The organism is Cognatishimia maritima (assembly GCF_900129685.1).
In the GTDB taxonomy this organism is placed as follows: Bacteria; Pseudomonadota; Alphaproteobacteria; order Rhodobacterales; family Rhodobacteraceae; genus Cognatishimia; species Cognatishimia maritima.
Genome location: NZ_FQWM01000001.1, coordinates 913,685 through 929,530, shown reverse-complemented (window position 1 = coordinate 929,530; position 15,846 = coordinate 913,685). Strand labels below are relative to the sequence as shown.

Sequence of the window (15,846 nt, the reverse complement as noted above, 5' to 3'; positions counted from 1 at the left end):
CTGCCGAGTGGAAAACTTGGGCAGGTGTTATATCTTTGCCGCAACCCCGGCGGGTCTCGGGGGGCGGCGCACGAATTGGCATTTTCACCGGTCAGCAAGCCCAGTAGAACGAGGGCGAAGTGAAGGAACCGACATGACCAAGATCCAAGTTCAGCCGGGTATTATGGAAATCGCGCTTTATGAGGGCGGGCAATCGACCGTCGAGGGCGTGAGCGACATTGTGAAACTGTCGTCAAACGAAAACCCCTATGGCGCGGGCGATGCCGCAAAAGAGGCCTATCGCAAGTCCGGGCTGAACATGCATCGGTATCCGTCAACAGATCATGCGGATCTGCGCGCGGCCATTGCCGAGGTGCATGACCTCAAGGCAGAGCAGATCATCTGTGGCGTTGGCTCCGATGAGGTGCTGCACCTCATCGCACAGTGTTTTGCCGGGCCAGGGGATGAGATCATCTATACCGAACACGGGTTTTCGATGTATCCGATCCTCGTGCACGCCTGCGGGGCGACTCCCGTGGTGGTGCCGGAGCGGGAGCGTGTTGTGGATGTTGATGCCATCCTGAAGGCCTGCACCGACAAGACCAAGATCGTTTTTATCGCCAACCCCGGAAATCCGACCGGCACTATGGTGGGCGGCAACGAAGTCGCACGTCTGGCGGATGGTCTGCCGGAGGGGTGCCTGTTGGTGCATGACGGGGCCTATACCGAGTTCGTTGAGGGGTTTGACGGCGGTGCGGGGCTGGTCGATGCGCGCGACAATGTGATTATGACCCGTACGTTTTCCAAGATTTACGGGCTGGGCGGGTTGCGCGTTGGCTGGGGCTATGCGCCCAAAGAGATCATTGATGTCCTGAACCGTGTGCGCGGGCCATTCAACTTGTCGAACATGCAATTGGCGGTGGCTGAGGCCGCAGTGCGTGACACTGAATTTGTGGATCGCTGTCGCAAGGACAATGCGCGTCTGCGGGCTTGGCTGGCTGAGGCTTTGATGGAGCTGGGCGTGCCCTCTGATACCTCCTGCGCGAATTTCATTCTGGCGCGGTTCGCGTCAGAGGCAGAGGCCAGCGCCTGTGATGCCTTCTTGAAAAAGCAAGGGATCATTGTGCGCAAGGTGGCGGGCTATGGGCTGCCGAATTGCCTGCGGATCACGGTTGGGGATGAGTCTGGCTGTCGCCGTGTGGCCCATGCGGTCAAAAGCTTTAAGGAGCTAGCGGTATGAGCCAGATCTATGACCGCGTTGCTTTGATCGGTTTGGGGCTGATTGCCTCGTCGATGTTCTGGGCCATCAAACGCGCCGGATTGGCGGGTGAGGTCACGGGCTATGCGCGGTCAGAAGAAACTCGCGAGACGGCGCGTCGGATTGGGCTATGCGATAAGGTCTATGACACCGCGAAGGACGCCGTCAAAGACGCGGACCTTGTTGTTCTTTGTGTGCCGGTTGGCGTGATGGGCGCGGTTGCGGCTGATTTGGCACCGGCACTGAAACCCGGCGCGACGCTGACGGATGTTGGGTCCGTCAAGCGGCAGGTGATCAGCGATGTGACCCCGCACCTTAGTGATGACATTCATTTCGTCCCGGCGCACCCATTGGCAGGGACCGAACATTCCGGGCCTGAATCGGGATTTGCCGAGCTATTTGACAACCGCTGGTGCCTGTTGATCACCGATGACACCACCGACCGCAAAGCAGCGGATGACCTTGCCGCGTTCTGGCGTGGCCTTGGCTCGATGGTGGAAGAGATGGATGCCGACCACCATGATCTGGTGCTGGCTGTGACCTCGCATACGCCGCACTTGATTGCCTATACGATGGTGGGTGTGGCGGACGACCTGCGACGGGTGTCGGAAAGCGAAGTGATCAAATACTCGGCGTCGGGTTTTCGGGATTTTACCCGGATTGCCGCGAGTGACCCGACCATGTGGCGCGACGTATTTCTGAACAACAAAGACGCGACATTGGAAATTCTAGGTCGCTTTACTGAAGAGTTGTTTGCCCTACAGCGCGCCATTCGGCGCGGGGATGGCGATCATCTGCATGCCTATTTCACCCGCACGCGCGCCATTCGGCGGGGGATCATTGAAGCGGGGCAAGATACAGACGCGCCCGACTTTGGTCGTGGTAAGGCGCAATAGTGCGGCGGGCGCTGACATATCTTTCCTTGCTGTTAGCCGCAACGCTGGCAGAGGCCAGAGCGCCGGAAACTTCGTTAAGACCAGTTGCCCGCATCGATGTGTTCCCGGTGGCCATTTCCAGTTTCGCGCCAAGCCGCAGCCTGCGCCCTGTGGCGCGGCCTTCGCGGTTTGCAACGGTGCGCCGCAGCAGTCCTGTGAAAGAGACGGTGGTGGTTCGGCAGGCGGCGATTATCCCAGCGCCCAAACCGAAACGCACTGAAAGCAAGCGCGCGGTCTATACGCCGCAGGGTCAAAAGATTGGCCGCATCTGCCGGGATCGCGATTTGCAAGGGGTCGAGGTCGGCCGCGTGCCGGGGGCTTTGCCCGGTTGCGGGATCAAAGACGCGGTAAAGCTTTATTCTGTCAGTGGCGTGGTTTTGACCCGACCAGTGACCGTGGAATGTGACACCGCACGAGCGCTGAAAACATGGGTTGAGGGCGGCATGGACCGTGCGGTTGGGCGCACCGGCGGCGGGGTTGCGCGCCTGCAGGTGGCGGCGGGGTATTCCTGTCGCACCCGCAATCATCGCAAAGGTGCGAAGATTTCAGAGCATGGCAAAGGCCGGGCGATTGATATCTCGGGGTTTCATCTGGAAAACGGCGATAAGATTTCGGTCTTGGAGGATTGGGGCAGGGGCCGTTATGGCCGTATCCTGAAAAAGATGCACAAAGCCGCCTGCGGCCCGTTCGGGACTGTTCTGGGGCCGAATTCAGATCGCTTTCACAAGGATCATTTCCATTTCGACACTGCACGGCATCGCAGCGGTGCCTATTGCCGTTAGCGCAGCACCATCAGCGGTGCGGGGCCAATCGGCAAAAGACCAGCATAGGTGCGCCCGTTCTTAAACGTCAGCGTCAAGTCGATATCCTCGCCCGGTCCCGAGAGCGATGAAAACAACCTGAGCGCCTGTTCGACGCCGTCGATGACAAACGGATCAATCTGCCCGCTGTCCCGCGCCATGGCGACCATGGCCTGCCATTCTTTGGCGCGCAGAATGAGTTCGCCCTGCATATAGCCGACATCGTCGGCCACCACTTCCCCTGCAATCTGGATTTGCATCGGCCCCCATTCTGCCTTCGCAGTGCGGATTGCAAGCAAGGTTGGCTGCGGACGGCGCTCTTCAAGCGCGCGACGGTCCCATGGGCGGTCAAAGCCAGCCGTTACATCCAGATCAAGCGCGCTGAGGGTTTCGGGCAGGGCGGGGGTGCGCAGTGCGGCGGGTGGGGCAACGCCGATGCCTTGCAGGGCGATCAGGTAGCGCGTGCTTTGCGCCTCTAGGTCGTCATCTGTGCGGCGCAGCGCCACTTGCAGCGATGCGGCGGCGGTGCGCCATGCCGCGTCAGATGTCAGTTGCAGATTTTCGGCCGCGAAATTGGCGCGACGGATCGCAAGGCGCGTGTCCGGCGCAAAAACCGCCGAGGCCCGCATTTGGTCGCTGGTTATGTCGATGCTCTGAAAGGGCGACGACAAGGTCTGTTGGTTTGGCCAGACGGCAATCAGGTGGTTCGGACGATAGCTCAGTGCAAAGATCTGAAAGAAAGGTGCTGTCCAGGCCAGACCGGTTTCCGGGTCAGCCAAGCGAATGTCGTCAATCGTCGTGTCGATCCGGTTCGGGAAGCCGCGCAGATGCAATTCAGAATACTCGGCCTGCCAGCCCTCGGCGCGGCGCGCGTCAAACCATGCCTCATAGCCCGATTGCGCAGCGCGGGCGACGATGAACCAATAGGCAAACCAGCCAAGGGCCACGACTAGGATGGCAATCAGCAGACGTCTCATGGGTTTGGCCTCGTTGCAGTTCACGCGCTTTGGTGTTTAAACGCGCTTAGAACAATAGACCAGCGTGGAAACAAGATGTCGCTTTGGGTGTTTGGATATGGGTCACTTTTGTGGAACCCCGGCTTTGACGTCGCAGAACAAGCGGTTGCCAAGCTGCACGGCTGGCACCGCAGTTTTTGTATGTCTTCGATCCATCACCGGGGCACCGAAGACCACCCCGGCTTGGTTCTCGCGTTGGACGCCGCTGAAAATGCGTGCTGCAACGGCCTGGCGCTGCGGGTGAAACCCGGCACCGAGGACGCGGCACTGGCCGAGCTGCGAGAGCGGGAATTGGTGTCATCTGCCTATCTTGAACGCGAACTCCCTGTGACCCTGCAAGACGGGCGCGAGATAACGGCGGTGACCTATGTGATTGATCCGCATCACGTGCAGTACATCCATCTTGATCTTGAAGAGCAGGCGCGTGTGATCTCGACCGCTGTGGGTGGGCGTGGGCCAAACACCGAATACCTCTATAATACTGCTGCGCATTTGGCCGAATTGGGGATCAAGGATGCGGAACTGGATTGGCTGTCGGCACGGGTGCGGGATTTGACTGCCTAAACCCTAATACTTCTTGGCACAGCACCGTTGGCCGCTTAGGGTGAGGCACAGATAATAACAGCGTCAGGAGCTGGCCAAATGGAGCTGCCAGACCGAGAGGCCGAGCCGCATTTCTCACAGCCGGTGAGACAGATTTTTTCGATGTTGATCGTCCTCGGGCTGACCGGGGGGCTGACCTATATTGCCTTGCCGCGTGTTTTCCCGGTGTTTGAGGCAAATCCCTATCTGAACGGCTTTATCGTTTTCGTCTTTGCCATCGGCGTGCTGGCGTGTTTCGCGCAGGTATTTTCGCTGATCAGTTCGACGCGTTGGATCAAGGCTTTCGCGGGGCGGGTCGAAGGGTTTGAACAACTTCAGCCTCCGCAACTTTTGGTGCCTTTGGCGTCTTTGCTTCGGTCGCGGGGCGCGCGCGGGCAGATCAGCGCCACCTCGGCGCGGTCGATTTTGGATTCAGTTGCCACACGGATCGACGAAGCGCGCGAGATCACGCGCTATATCGTGAATATGCTGATCTTCCTTGGCTTGCTGGGCACCTTCTATGGGTTGGCAACCACGGTTCCGGCAGTTGTTGAAACGATCCGCAGCTTGGCCCCAGCAGAGGGTGAAGGCGGGATCGAGGTGTTTGGCCGTCTGATGACCGGTCTGGAAAGCCAATTGAATGGTATGGGCGTGGCCTTTGCCTCGTCCTTGTTGGGCTTGGCCGGGTCGCTGGTTGTGGGTCTGCTAGAGCTTTTTGCCAGCCACGGGCAGAACCGTTTCTACCGCGAACTTGAAGAATGGCTTAGTTCGATCACGCGTTTGGGCTTTACCGGCGCGGATGGTGAACAGGGTCTGGAAACCAATGTTTTGGGCGAAGTGCTGGACCATATGGCCGAACAAATGGACCAGCTGCAGGTGATGTTCACCAAGGCTGAAACCAGCCGCGCACGGGTGGAAACACAGGTCGGCGACCTTGCGCAGGCTGTGCAGGTGATGACCGAACGCATGGGCAGCGGCGGGGTCTCTGGTGAGGCGATGGACCGGCTTGTCGAAGGGCAAGCGGAACTGATTGCGGTTCTGAAAGATGCCGGTGGCAGTGGCGGTGGTATTGATGCGGAAAGCCGCATGCGCCTGCGCTCGATTGATGTTCAGATGCTGCGTATCTTGGAAGAGATTTCTGCCGGTCGGCAGGATTCCATGGCAGAATTGCGCAGCGACCTGTCGGCGTTAACGCAAGCGATCAGCAAGCTGGGTGACCAGCAGCCCCCACGCCGTCGCCGGTTCAACCAGACCAAGCCTGACGGGTCGCAGGAGGGCTGACCATGGCGCTCTCTCGCAGGACAGGACAGCGGTTCCAAGCCTCGATCTGGCCGGGGTTCGTCGATGCGATGACCGGGCTTTTGCTGGTTCTGATGTTTGTGCTGACCATTTTTATGGTGGTGCAATTTGTGCTGCGGGAAACGATTTCAGGTCAGGCAAGCAAGCTGGACGCGCTATCGGCGGAAGTCGCCGCGCTGGCGGATGCCTTGGGTCTGGAGCGGGATCGTGGCGATGCCTTGCAGGTCCAAGTGGGGACGCTGCGGGCGACGCTTTCGGATGCCGAGGCGCTGGCAGATCGCCAATCTGCGCTCATCGCGTCGCTGACGCAGCAACGTGATGATACGGCGGCTGCGCTGGCAGCGGCGCAGACGGAAATCACAAGCTTTGAGGCTCAGGTCGCCGCTTTAATTGCGGAACGCGATACGGTTTTGGGCAACCTTGCGGCTGTTGAAAGTGAACGCGATGCGCTGCTGACCGAGCAAGAGGCATTGAACCTCGCTTTGGCGCAAGCCCGCACAGAGATTGACGCACAGGCCGAAGCCGCGCGTCTGGCGGCGGCGCAACGTGAGGCGCTGGACGTGATGATCGCCGAGATGCGCGCCAAAGCCGCCGAGGATGCGGAAACCAACGCGGCCCTAGCGGCGCAGGTGAATGACCTTGAGGCGCGTTTGAGCGAAGAAGAACTGGCGCGCCTTGCCGAAGCCGCCGCCGCCGAAGCGCTGCGAGAGCGGCTGGAAAATGCCTCAGCAGAATTGACATCGATGACGCTGGCGCTGGAAGAACAACGCAAGCGCGCCGAGGAGACTCTGACCTTGCTGGCCGCGGCTGAGGCCGCGCAGGAAGACCTTGATCTGAAATTGGCAGCGGCGCTTGTGGCAGAGCAGAACCTGACCAATGACCTTGCCACTGCGGCTTTGGCTTTGGAAAACGCAGAAGTCGGGGAGGCCGAAACGCAGGCGCGACTAGAGGCCTTGGCGGCACAACTGGCCGAGGCAGAACGCGCGGCCGCAGAGCGTGGGGCAGAAGTGACCCGCTCTGAGGTGGAACTGGAGGCTTTGAAGGCGCAGCTTGCCGCCGCTTTGGCCGCGAAGCTGGAGGCGGATACGCTGGCCACCGACCGTGACGAGGTGGCGCGGCAACTTGCGGGGGCACTGGCGGCCAAACGCGCGGCAGAGGCCGCAGCGGCGGAGCAATTGACAGAGGCTGAAGAACGCGCGCGCCTGCTGGCGATCGCGAATGAGGCGCTGGCGGCAAGCCGGTCAGAGGCGACCGAGGCCGAAAAGCAGACTGCCTTGCTTAATCAACAGGTTGCTGCGCTGCGCCAGCAGTTGGGTGAATTGCAATCGCTGCTGGATGACAGCAAGGCGCGCGATGCCGCCGCGCAGGTGCAATTGTCGACCTTGGGGTCTGACCTCAATGCCGCCTTGGCGCGCGCGGCTGCCGAAGAAAAGCGGCGGCGCGAACTTGAAGAGGCAGAGCGGAAGCGGCTGGAAGCCGAGGCAGCAAGGTTGGCTAGTGAGGCGCAGGACCTAGAGCGGTACCGCTCTGAGTTCTTTGGCCGCATGCGCGAATTGTTGGGCAATCGCGAGGGCGTGCGGATTGTGGGCGACCGCTTTGTGTTCAGTTCAGAGGTGCTCTTTCCGCCCGGTGGCGCGGACCTCAGCCTTGAAGGGCGTTTGCAGATCGCGGCGATTGCGCAGCTTTTGTTGGATGTCGCGGATGAAATCCCGGCAGAAATCAACTGGGTGCTGCAGGTTGATGGGCATACTGACAATATTCCCCTCGTGAACGGCGCGCAGTTTGCCGACAACTGGGAACTGAGCCAAGCGCGCGCCCTTTCGGTGGTGCGGTTCATGGCCAACGATCTGGGATTGCCGCCTTCTCGGCTGTCGGCGAACGGGTTTGGGGAATATCAGCCGATTGACCCGGCCAATACACCCGAGGCCCGCGCGCGGAACCGCCGGATTGAATTGAAATTCACTGAAAAATAGGTGTCTGGCGGCGGGAAACCTGCCGCGCATAGGGATGCCCAAACAGAGGATAGCCATGAGTTGGATTGAAACCATTCCATTTGAAAAGGCGACCGGCAAGCTGAAGATGCTATATGAGCGCGTCACCGGCCCCGGCAACAATGTCGACAACATTATGATGGCCCATTCGTTGCGTCCGCACACAATGGAAGGGCACATGGCGATCTACAAATATGTGCTGCACCATTCTGGCAATACCGTGCCCAAATGGTTCCTAGAGGTTTTGGGCGTTTGGGTGAGCCACCTGAACAATTGCGCCTATTGCGTGGATCATCACTTTGCCGGAATGACCCGGCTTTTGGGAGATGATGCCCGGTCAGCGGCCATCGGTGCGGCGATCAAGGCGGGGGATATCGATGCAGTCCCGGTGGATGACGCGCAGAAACAAGCGATGCGCTATGCGCAGAAGCTGACGCAAACTCCTTCCGCGATGAATGAAGCCGATATTCAGGCGCTCCGTGATGTCGGGTTTGAAGATGGCGAAATCTTAGAGATCAACCAAGTCACCGCCTATTTCTCTTATGCCAACCGCACCGTGTTGGGACTGGGTTGTTCCACCAAGGGCGACATCATTGGGCTAAGCCCGAACAATTCGGATGATCCGAATGATTGGAACCATTCGTAGGGTTTCAAAGAGGGTAATTACGTTTTGAACGGCTTCGGCCGCGATGGACAAAAGCTATTGAACTATAGAGCGAGATCGCACACCGTTCGGACATGCTTTATGTGCTGACATATCCAGAATTTGAAACTGGGGTCGCTACCAAGATTGCCCGGTTCCGGTCATCTTATGAACCGGAAAGGGCAAAACTCGTTCCACCACATGTCACTTTGGTCTTCGGTTTGAGGTACGTGCAAAGATCGAAATTATTGTCGCTCTGTGAAAATGTGGCTGAGCACGCATCAGAGTTTGTTACAAAGTTCTCCGAATATGAAGTCATACACGATCCCTTTGATGGAACATATAAGCTACTTCTACTCGCCTCTATGGGTGGGCAGGCATTAAGTAAATTGCATAAACAACTCTATGACGGACCACATCGGGACGAACTGCATCCAGACCACCCATATCGCGCTCACATGACCATTGCGACCAACGAAGACAGAGCAGTTTTGGAAAAATTAGACCCATCAGAAATTGCGGCTTTTCCATTAACTGGAAGAATCCATTCTCTGGAGATTGTGGAGCTTGCTGGTAAGCGACTCAATAAGCTTCAGACGTTCCGATTGCGAGGACACAGGTCGTAGCGGTGGTCGAGTCTCGTTAACATAAAAGAAAACCCCGCCAGTTGGCGGGGTTCTTTGTTTAAGTAGTGAAAGTTAATCCGCGGTCAGAAGCGGCGGTTTCTTTTTGCCGGTGATCTGTGGCTTGTCTGGCCCGTCGATCTTCAACGCCAACTCGCCGTCTTTCACAGTGACCTTCACAACGCCACCTTTGGCCAGTTTGCCAAAGAGCAACTCCTCGGCCAGTGGTTTCTTGATGTGCTCCTGAATGACGCGACCCAATGGGCGTGCGCCCATCTTGTCGTCATAGCCTTTGTCCGCCAGCCATTCAGCAGCTTTGCGGGTCAGTTCGATGTGCACGTTACGGTCCATCAACTGGGCCTCAAGCTGCAGTACGAACTTTTCGACCACTTGCAGGATCACCTCTTTGCCCAACGGCGCGAAGGAAATCACAGCATCCAGACGGTTGCGGAACTCCGGCGTGAAGGTGCGTTCGATGGCGGCGGTATCTTCGCCTTCGCGACGCTCCCGGCCAAAGCCAATCGCGGCTTTTGCCAGTTCGGCAGCCCCTGCGTTTGAGGTCATGATCAGGATCACATTGCGGAAATCAACAGTGCGCCCGTTGTGATCCGTCAACGACCCATGGTCCATTACCTGCAAGAGGATGTTGTAGACATCCGGGTGCGCCTTCTCGATCTCATCCAGAAGCAGCACACAATGCGGATGCTGATCCACGCCATCGGTCAACTGACCACCTTGGTCAAAACCGACATAGCCCGGAGGGGCACCGATCAGACGGGAAACCGCGTGTTTCTCCATGTATTCGGACATGTCAAAGCGGAGCAGTTCCACTCCCAGCGTGCTGGCGAGTTGCTTTGCGACCTCGGTTTTACCGACACCGGTTGGACCGGCAAAAAGATAGTTGCCGATGGGCTTTTCAGGTTCGCGCAGACCGGCCCGCGCCAGCTTGATTGCCGACGACAGCGCCTCAATGGCGTTGTTCTGACCAAAGACCACGCGTTTCAGCGTTTTCTCTAGGTCTTTCAGCACCTCGGCATCGTCTTTGGAGACGTTCTTGGGCGGGATGCGCGCGATTTTGGCGACCACGGCTTCGATCTCTTTCGTGCCGATGGTTTTACGGCGCTTGGAGGCGACCACGAGATGCTGCGCAGCGCCTGCTTCGTCGATCACGTCGATGGCCTTGTCGGGCAGCTTGCGGTCATTGATGTAGCGCGCGGACAGTTCCACGGCGGTTTTGATCGCATCGGCGGTGTATTTCACATCGTGATGCTCTTCGAAGTATTCCTTCAGACCTTTCAGGATCTTGATCGTGTCCGGCACTGACGGCTCGTTCACATCGATCTTTTGGAAACGACGCGACAGGGCGCGGTCTTTTTCGAAATGCTGACGGAATTCTTTGTAGGTCGTGGACCCCATGGTCCGCAGCTTGCCGCCCTGCAGTGCAGGTTTCAGCAAGTTAGAGGCATCCATCGCGCCACCAGAGGTCGCGCCGGCACCAATCACGGTGTGGATCTCATCAATAAACAGCACGGCGTCCGGGTGATCTTCGAGTTCGGTCACCACAGCTTTCAGGCGTTCTTCAAAATCGCCGCGATAGCGGGTGCCTGCAAGCAACGCGCCCATGTCGAGCGAGTAGATTGTGGTTTGGGACAGCACCTCGGGTGTTTCGCCGTTCACAATGCGATAGGCCAGACCTTCCGCTATGGCGGTTTTGCCAACGCCGGGATCGCCCACCAAAAGCGGGTTGTTTTTGCGGCGACGGCACAGCACTTGGATACAGCGCTCAACCTCATGGTCGCGGCCAATCAGCGGGTCAACATCGCCCGCGTCGGCCTTGGCGTTGAGGTCAACGCAGTATTTGGCAAGCGCGCTTTCTTTCTTGTCGTCTTCGCTGGCTTTTGGGGCCGCGTTCACGGCCTCTTCTTCGTCCTCGTCATCCGCGCCGGTGACCGGGCGAGTTTCGCCGTAGGCCGGGTCTTTGGCGACGCCATGCGCGATGTAGTTGACCGCGTCATAGCGCGTCATGTCCTGTTCTTGCAGGAAGTAGACGGCGTTGCTTTCGCGTTCGGCAAAGATCGCGACCAGCACGTTTGCACCGGTGACTTCGGTGCGGCCAGAGGATTGCACGTGGATCGCTGCACGCTGAATGACGCGCTGGAAGGCGGCCGTGGGAACGGCTTCGGAGCCTTCGACATCCACAACAAGGTTTGAGAGATCTTCTTCGATGAATTCCAACAGTGTCTGGCGCAACTCGCCTAGATCAACGCTGCAGGCGCGCATCACACGCACGGCATCAGGTTCGTCCAGTAGGGCGAGAAGCAAATGTTCCAGCGTTGCGAATTCATGCCGTCGTTCGTTGGCGTGCGCCAACGCGGTGTGGATCGCGTGTTCCAGTGTTTTCGAAAATGAAGGCACTGCTCGTACTCCTTCCAACTGCGGCACCAAGGGTAGCCCCATGGAAACCAATGCCTGATACTTTAAAGTTTGGTCGATCTGCGACGAGCTTCAAGGCTTTTCTGTTAATTTCCGCTCACATTTGACGTCAAAATTGTGACTTTTGCGACAAACGGTCAAAATTCTGGCTGTCAGAAAAGCGGCGGTGGCGCAGGGGCGACATCAACCTATCGTACTGACCTTTAGCCTGACAGATCACAGGGCGATTGGCAATAACACCTGACGTTTATTGGATAATTCAGAATGAATTGCGTCTTTGCCGCACCTCGGTAAAGACCTCCAGCGCGGGGGCATCTTCCATCCCCAATACCTGCCGAATCTCCGCACTATCAGCGCGAAGAAAGGGGTTCGTCTTTTTTTCCTCTGACAGCAGGGAAGGCACCGTCGGCTCCCCCCTGTCGCGCGCTTCTTTGATTTTCTGGGCGCGGGCTTGCAGATTGCGGTTGCCCGGTTCGACCGTCAGCGCGAAGGCCGCGTTGGTGGTGGCGTATTCGTGGCCTGAGTAGACCTGTGTGTCACCGGGCAGCGCGGCCAGTGTGCGCAGGCTTGTCAACATCTGGGCAGGCGTGCCTTCAAACAGCCGACCGCAGCCAAGTGCCATCAAGCTGTCGGCGGTAAACAGCGCTTTGACCGATGGGATGTGAAAGGCGATATGGCCAAGCGTGTGTCCGGGTACGTCAATGACGTTCACCTTAACGTTCCCAAGCGAGAACGTGTCTCCGTTGTGAACGCGCAGGTCCAGATCGGGCAGGCGATGGGCGTCTGCTTCGGCTCCGATGACAGTGGCCCCATATTTGCTGCGCAATTCTGCCACGGCATCGATATGATCGTTGTGATGGTGGGTGATCAGAATGAAATCAAGCTGCCAGCCGCGTTCATTTAACGTGTCGATGATTGGTGTCGCCTCGGGCGCGTCGACCACCGCGGTCAACCCGGTGAGCGGGGCGTGCAGGATGTAAGCATAATTGTCCGTCCGGCAAGGGACGGTAATAATCTGTAATGGCATGTCTCTTCCCCTCAGATGATCCATGTTTTTTACATGATAGTTTCATCGACATAGAATGCCACTATGTTAATGTCACAGCGAATGAGCCATTTTTTGCGGTAAGATGCACCTCGACGTCAAAGACCTGCGCAATTTCTATTACCGGAGCATGCTGGGGCGGGCGGCGCAGAAGGCTGTCCGCGATGAGGTGCGTGGCCTTTGGCCCGAAGCTAAGGGGCAGACCATGGTGGGCTTTGGCTTTGCTGTGCCACTGTTGCGCCCCTATCTGCCAGAGGCCCGGCGCGTGGTTGGATTGATGCCGGCACCACAGGGGGTGATGCCCTGGCCCATGGGGCAGCCCAATGTCTCGGTTCTTTGCGAAGAAACCCTCTGGCCCATGGAAACCGGGCGCGTCGATCGCCTAGTCATGATGCATGGGCTTGAGAACTGTGAACGGCCTTCGGACCTTTTAGAGGAAGCCTATCGCGTGCTTGGCCCCGGTGGTCGCGCGCTGTTTATTGTGCCGCATCGGGCCGGAATGTGGTCGCGCAGTGATACGACGCCTTTCGGTTATGGACGCCCTTATTCCACCGGACAGCTTGAGGCGCAGTTGCGCAAACATGGCTTCATGCCCGAACGCAGCCGCACCACCCTGTTTCAGCCACCGAGTCATAAGCGCTTTTGGCGGCGGACTGCTCAATTCTGGGAAAGCACGGGGCGGGCCCTTTCGCCGGTTATTTCAGGCGGTGTTTTGATGGTCGAAGCCAGCAAACGGACGCCCGCGCCGACAGGGGGATTGGGGGAAACCGTGCGCAAGCCGCTTGAGATTTTGGCGGGCAAGGCAGACGTCGCCCCGATCTGAGAAAAGGTCAGGGTTATCCCCCTAAATTATCGCTTTTTCCAAATAGTGAGACCGAAGGAATCGCCGAAATGTTGGATTTGGGTGCAAAAAATTCATCCCAAATGTGGGTTAAAGGGTCGCAAGGGGGGCAAGGCCTTATAAACACGGGTTTTTTACCCAATCAGCTTTCTATCAAACGTTATTGATAGCTAAGGGCACCTCTGCTACACCCCGCCTGAAATTTACGGTTTTGATTTGTTTCGAGACCAGCAACGTCCCTGGAAACCGGCCGCGTCGGTAATCTGGGGCCTAAATATCGGAAGGGTGGACGTGTCCGAACCAGCTTCGATTTCGCAAGGCATTGCTGCACGCTATGCCACAGCGGTCTTTGAGATCGCGAAAGAGTCCAAGGCTGTCTCTGAGCTAGAGAGTGGCCTTGATGCACTAAGCACCGCATTGGATGACAGCGCTGATCTGCGTGAGCTGATCAATTCCCCTGTTGTCTCTCGTTCAGACCAAGCGGCGGCGATTTCTGCAGTCGCGACCAAAATGGGTCTGTCTGATGTGCTGAAGAACACTCTGGGTCTGATGGCCGACAATCGTCGCCTGTTTGTCCTGCCTCATCTGATCGAGCGTCTGCGCGCCCTGATCGCTGAGGATAAAGGCGAAGTGACCGCAGAGGTGATCTCTGCCAAGGCGCTGACCAAAACCCAAGCAGACAAACTGGCGAAGACGCTGAAAGCGCGTGTTGGCCAAGATGTGAAAATCAATGCGACCGTCGACCAGTCTTTGGTAGGCGGTCTTGTCGTTAAGGTGGGCTCGAAGATGATCGACACGTCGATCCGCTCCAAGCTCAACTCCCTTCAGAATGCAATGAAAGAGGTCGGATAAATGGGTATCCAAGCAGCCGAAATCTCGGCAATCCTGAAAGACCAGATCAAGAATTTTGGTCAGGAAGCCGAAGTGGCCGAAGTGGGCCGCGTTCTTTCCGTAGGTGACGGTATTGCCCGCGTCTACGGTCTGGACAACGTCCAAGCCGGTGAGATGGTCGAATTCCCAGGTGGCATCATGGGCATGGCCCTGAACCTGGAAAGCGACAACGTCGGTGTTGTTATCTTCGGGTCCGACCGGGACATCAAAGAAGGCGACACAGTTAAGCGCACCAACTCCATCGTGGACGTGCCAATTGGTCCAGAACTACTGGGTCGTGTTGTTGACGGTCTGGGCAACCCAGTGGATGGCAAAGGCCCAATCAACGCGGCAAAGCGCGGCGTTGCGGACGTGAAAGCGCCGGGCATTATCCCTCGTAAATCCGTTCACGAACCAATGGCGACCGGCCTGAAGTCCGTTGACGCGATGATCCCAATTGGCCGTGGCCAGCGGGAATTGATCATTGGTGACCGTCAGACCGGTAAAACCGCGATTGCCCTGGACGCCATCCTGAACCAGAAATCTTACAACGAAGCCGCAGGCGACGACGACAGCAAAAAGCTGTTCTGTATCTACGTTGCGGTTGGCCAGAAGCGTTCTACTGTTGCGCAGCTGGTGAAGAAACTGGAAGAATCCGGCGCGATTGATTATTCCATCGTTGTGGCAGCGACCGCGTCTGACCCAGCACCAATGCAGTTCCTCGCACCTTATGCGGCGACTGCGATGGCGGAATACTTCCGTGACAACGGCAAACACGCTCTGATCATCTATGATGACCTGTCCAAACAAGCGGTTGCTTATCGTCAGATGTCCCTGCTGCTGCGTCGCCCACCAGGCCGCGAAGCGTACCCAGGTGACGTTTTCTATCTGCACTCCCGTCTGCTGGAACGTTCCGCGAAACTGAACGAAGACTTCGGCGCAGGCTCTTTGACCGCTCTGCCAGTCATCGAAACCCAAGGTGGTGACGTTTCCGCGTTTATTCCAACCAACGTGATTTCGATCACCGACGGTCAGATCTTCTTGGAAACTGAACTGTTCTACCAAGGTATCCGCCCAGCGGTGAACACCGGTCTGTCGGTTTCCCGTGTTGGTTCCTCGGCGCAAACCAAAGCGATGTCTTCGGTTGCGGGTCCGGTGAAACTGTCCCTCGCGCAGTACCGCGAAATGGCGGCCTTTGCGCAGTTCGGTTCTGACCTCGACGCAGCGACCCAACAGTTGCTGAACCGTGGTGCACGTCTGACTGAGTTGATGAAACAGCCTCAGTATTCGCCACTGACCAACTCTGAGATCGTCTGCATCATCTTCGCAGGCACCAACGGCTACCTCGACAAAGTCGCGGTCAAAGACGTTGGCCGTTACGAAGCTGGCCTGCTGGCGCACCTGCGTGGCAAGCACGCGGACCTGCTGAAGTGGATCACCGACGAAGATCCAAAGATCAAAGGTGAAGCCGCAGACAAAGTGAAAGCAGCGCTCGACGAATTCGCAGCTGACTTCGCATAAGGGGTTCGGA

14 protein-coding genes are annotated in these 15,846 nt (G+C 57.8%); 11 read left to right on the top strand and 3 right to left on the bottom strand.

The window, feature by feature from the left end; all coding sequences use genetic code 11:
- Positions 1-133 precede the first annotated feature (133 nt).
- The 3 genes from hisC (at position 134) to BUA39_RS04855 (ending at position 2,954) form a co-directional block, all read left to right on the top strand.
- Positions 134-1,219 (top strand): histidinol-phosphate transaminase, encoded by a 1,086-nt coding sequence (hisC, locus tag BUA39_RS04865; RefSeq protein WP_072791459.1) that lies wholly within the window; start codon positions 134-136, stop codon positions 1,217-1,219.
- Entirely contained in the window at positions 1,216-2,133 is a 918-nt protein-coding gene (locus BUA39_RS04860) for a prephenate/arogenate dehydrogenase family protein (RefSeq protein WP_072791457.1), read from the top strand. The genes hisC and BUA39_RS04860 overlap by 4 nt, the downstream gene beginning before the upstream one ends.
- A 107-nt stretch (positions 2,134-2,240) precedes the next feature.
- Entirely contained in the window at positions 2,241-2,954 is a 714-nt protein-coding gene (locus tag BUA39_RS04855) for an extensin-like domain-containing protein (protein ID WP_242648532.1), read from the top strand.
- Here BUA39_RS04855 and BUA39_RS04850 read toward each other — a convergent pair.
- Complete coding sequence (locus BUA39_RS04850; RefSeq protein ID WP_072791454.1) at positions 2,951-3,949, bottom strand: DUF2125 domain-containing protein; 999 nt, start codon at positions 3,947-3,949, stop codon at positions 2,951-2,953. The genes BUA39_RS04855 and BUA39_RS04850 overlap by 4 nt on opposite strands.
- Before the next feature lie 75 nt (positions 3,950-4,024).
- On the opposite strand from BUA39_RS04850, the gene BUA39_RS04845 reads away from it, so the two are divergent.
- The 5 genes from BUA39_RS04845 (at position 4,025) to BUA39_RS17080 (ending at position 9,129) form a co-directional block, all read left to right on the top strand.
- Complete coding sequence (locus BUA39_RS04845; RefSeq protein ID WP_072791452.1) at positions 4,025-4,552, top strand: gamma-glutamylcyclotransferase; 528 nt, start codon at positions 4,025-4,027, stop codon at positions 4,550-4,552.
- 78 nt (positions 4,553-4,630) lie between these two features.
- Entirely contained in the window at positions 4,631-5,851 is a 1,221-nt protein-coding gene (locus tag BUA39_RS04840; protein WP_072791451.1) for a biopolymer transporter ExbB, read from the top strand.
- A gap of 2 nt (positions 5,852-5,853) precedes the next feature.
- The gene (locus BUA39_RS04835) at positions 5,854-7,842 is read left to right on the top strand and encodes a peptidoglycan -binding protein (RefSeq protein ID WP_072791449.1); all 1,989 of its coding nucleotides are present in this window, start codon (positions 5,854-5,856) and stop codon (positions 7,840-7,842) included.
- 55 nt (positions 7,843-7,897) lie between these two features.
- Complete coding sequence (locus tag BUA39_RS04830; RefSeq protein ID WP_072791448.1) at positions 7,898-8,506, top strand: carboxymuconolactone decarboxylase family protein; 609 nt, start codon at positions 7,898-7,900, stop codon at positions 8,504-8,506.
- A gap of 92 nt (positions 8,507-8,598) precedes the next feature.
- Positions 8,599-9,129, top strand: a complete 531-nt coding sequence (locus BUA39_RS17080) for a 2'-5' RNA ligase family protein (protein ID WP_072791446.1) — start codon at positions 8,599-8,601, stop codon at positions 9,127-9,129.
- A 72-nt stretch (positions 9,130-9,201) separates the two neighbouring features.
- Here BUA39_RS17080 and clpA read toward each other — a convergent pair whose 3' ends face one another.
- The gene (gene clpA / locus BUA39_RS04820; RefSeq protein WP_072791445.1) at positions 9,202-11,541 is read right to left on the bottom strand and encodes an ATP-dependent Clp protease ATP-binding subunit ClpA; all 2,340 of its coding nucleotides are present in this window, start codon (positions 11,539-11,541) and stop codon (positions 9,202-9,204) included.
- Between the two features lie 277 nt (positions 11,542-11,818).
- Positions 11,819-12,586 (bottom strand): hydroxyacylglutathione hydrolase, encoded by a 768-nt coding sequence (gene gloB / locus BUA39_RS04815; RefSeq protein ID WP_072791443.1) that lies wholly within the window; start codon positions 12,584-12,586, stop codon positions 11,819-11,821.
- 103 nt (positions 12,587-12,689) lie between these two features.
- On the opposite strand from gloB, the gene BUA39_RS04810 reads away from it, so the two are divergent.
- From BUA39_RS04810 to atpA, 3 genes are all read left to right on the top strand, one after another.
- On the top strand, positions 12,690-13,427 hold the full coding sequence (locus BUA39_RS04810; protein WP_072791442.1) for a class I SAM-dependent methyltransferase: 738 nt from the start codon (positions 12,690-12,692) through the stop codon (positions 13,425-13,427).
- Between the two features lie 309 nt (positions 13,428-13,736).
- Entirely contained in the window at positions 13,737-14,297 is a 561-nt protein-coding gene (locus BUA39_RS04805; RefSeq protein WP_072791440.1) for a F0F1 ATP synthase subunit delta, read from the top strand.
- Entirely contained in the window at positions 14,298-15,836 is a 1,539-nt protein-coding gene (atpA, locus tag BUA39_RS04800; RefSeq protein WP_072791439.1) for a F0F1 ATP synthase subunit alpha, read from the top strand.
- The last annotated feature ends 10 nt before the right edge of the window (positions 15,837-15,846 follow it).

Coding starts and splice junctions, on each gene's coding strand:
- hisC (WP_072791459.1), top strand. CDS start 134: ATGACCAAGATCCAAGTTCAGCCGGGTATTATGGAAATCGCGCTTTAT.
- BUA39_RS04860 (WP_072791457.1), top strand. CDS start 1,216: ATGAGCCAGATCTATGACCGCGTTGCTTTGATCGGTTTGGGGCTGATT.
- BUA39_RS04850 (WP_072791454.1), bottom strand. CDS start 3,949: ATGAGACGTCTGCTGATTGCCATCCTAGTCGTGGCCCTTGGCTGGTTT.
- BUA39_RS04845 (WP_072791452.1), top strand. CDS start 4,025: ATGTCGCTTTGGGTGTTTGGATATGGGTCACTTTTGTGGAACCCCGGC.
- BUA39_RS04840 (WP_072791451.1), top strand. CDS start 4,631: ATGGAGCTGCCAGACCGAGAGGCCGAGCCGCATTTCTCACAGCCGGTG.
- BUA39_RS04835 (WP_072791449.1), top strand. CDS start 5,854: ATGGCGCTCTCTCGCAGGACAGGACAGCGGTTCCAAGCCTCGATCTGG.
- BUA39_RS04830 (WP_072791448.1), top strand. CDS start 7,898: ATGAGTTGGATTGAAACCATTCCATTTGAAAAGGCGACCGGCAAGCTG.
- BUA39_RS17080 (WP_072791446.1), top strand. CDS start 8,599: ATGCTTTATGTGCTGACATATCCAGAATTTGAAACTGGGGTCGCTACC.
- gloB (WP_072791443.1), bottom strand. CDS start 12,586: ATGCCATTACAGATTATTACCGTCCCTTGCCGGACGGACAATTATGCT.
- BUA39_RS04810 (WP_072791442.1), top strand. CDS start 12,690: ATGCACCTCGACGTCAAAGACCTGCGCAATTTCTATTACCGGAGCATG.
- atpA (WP_072791439.1), top strand. CDS start 14,298: ATGGGTATCCAAGCAGCCGAAATCTCGGCAATCCTGAAAGACCAGATC.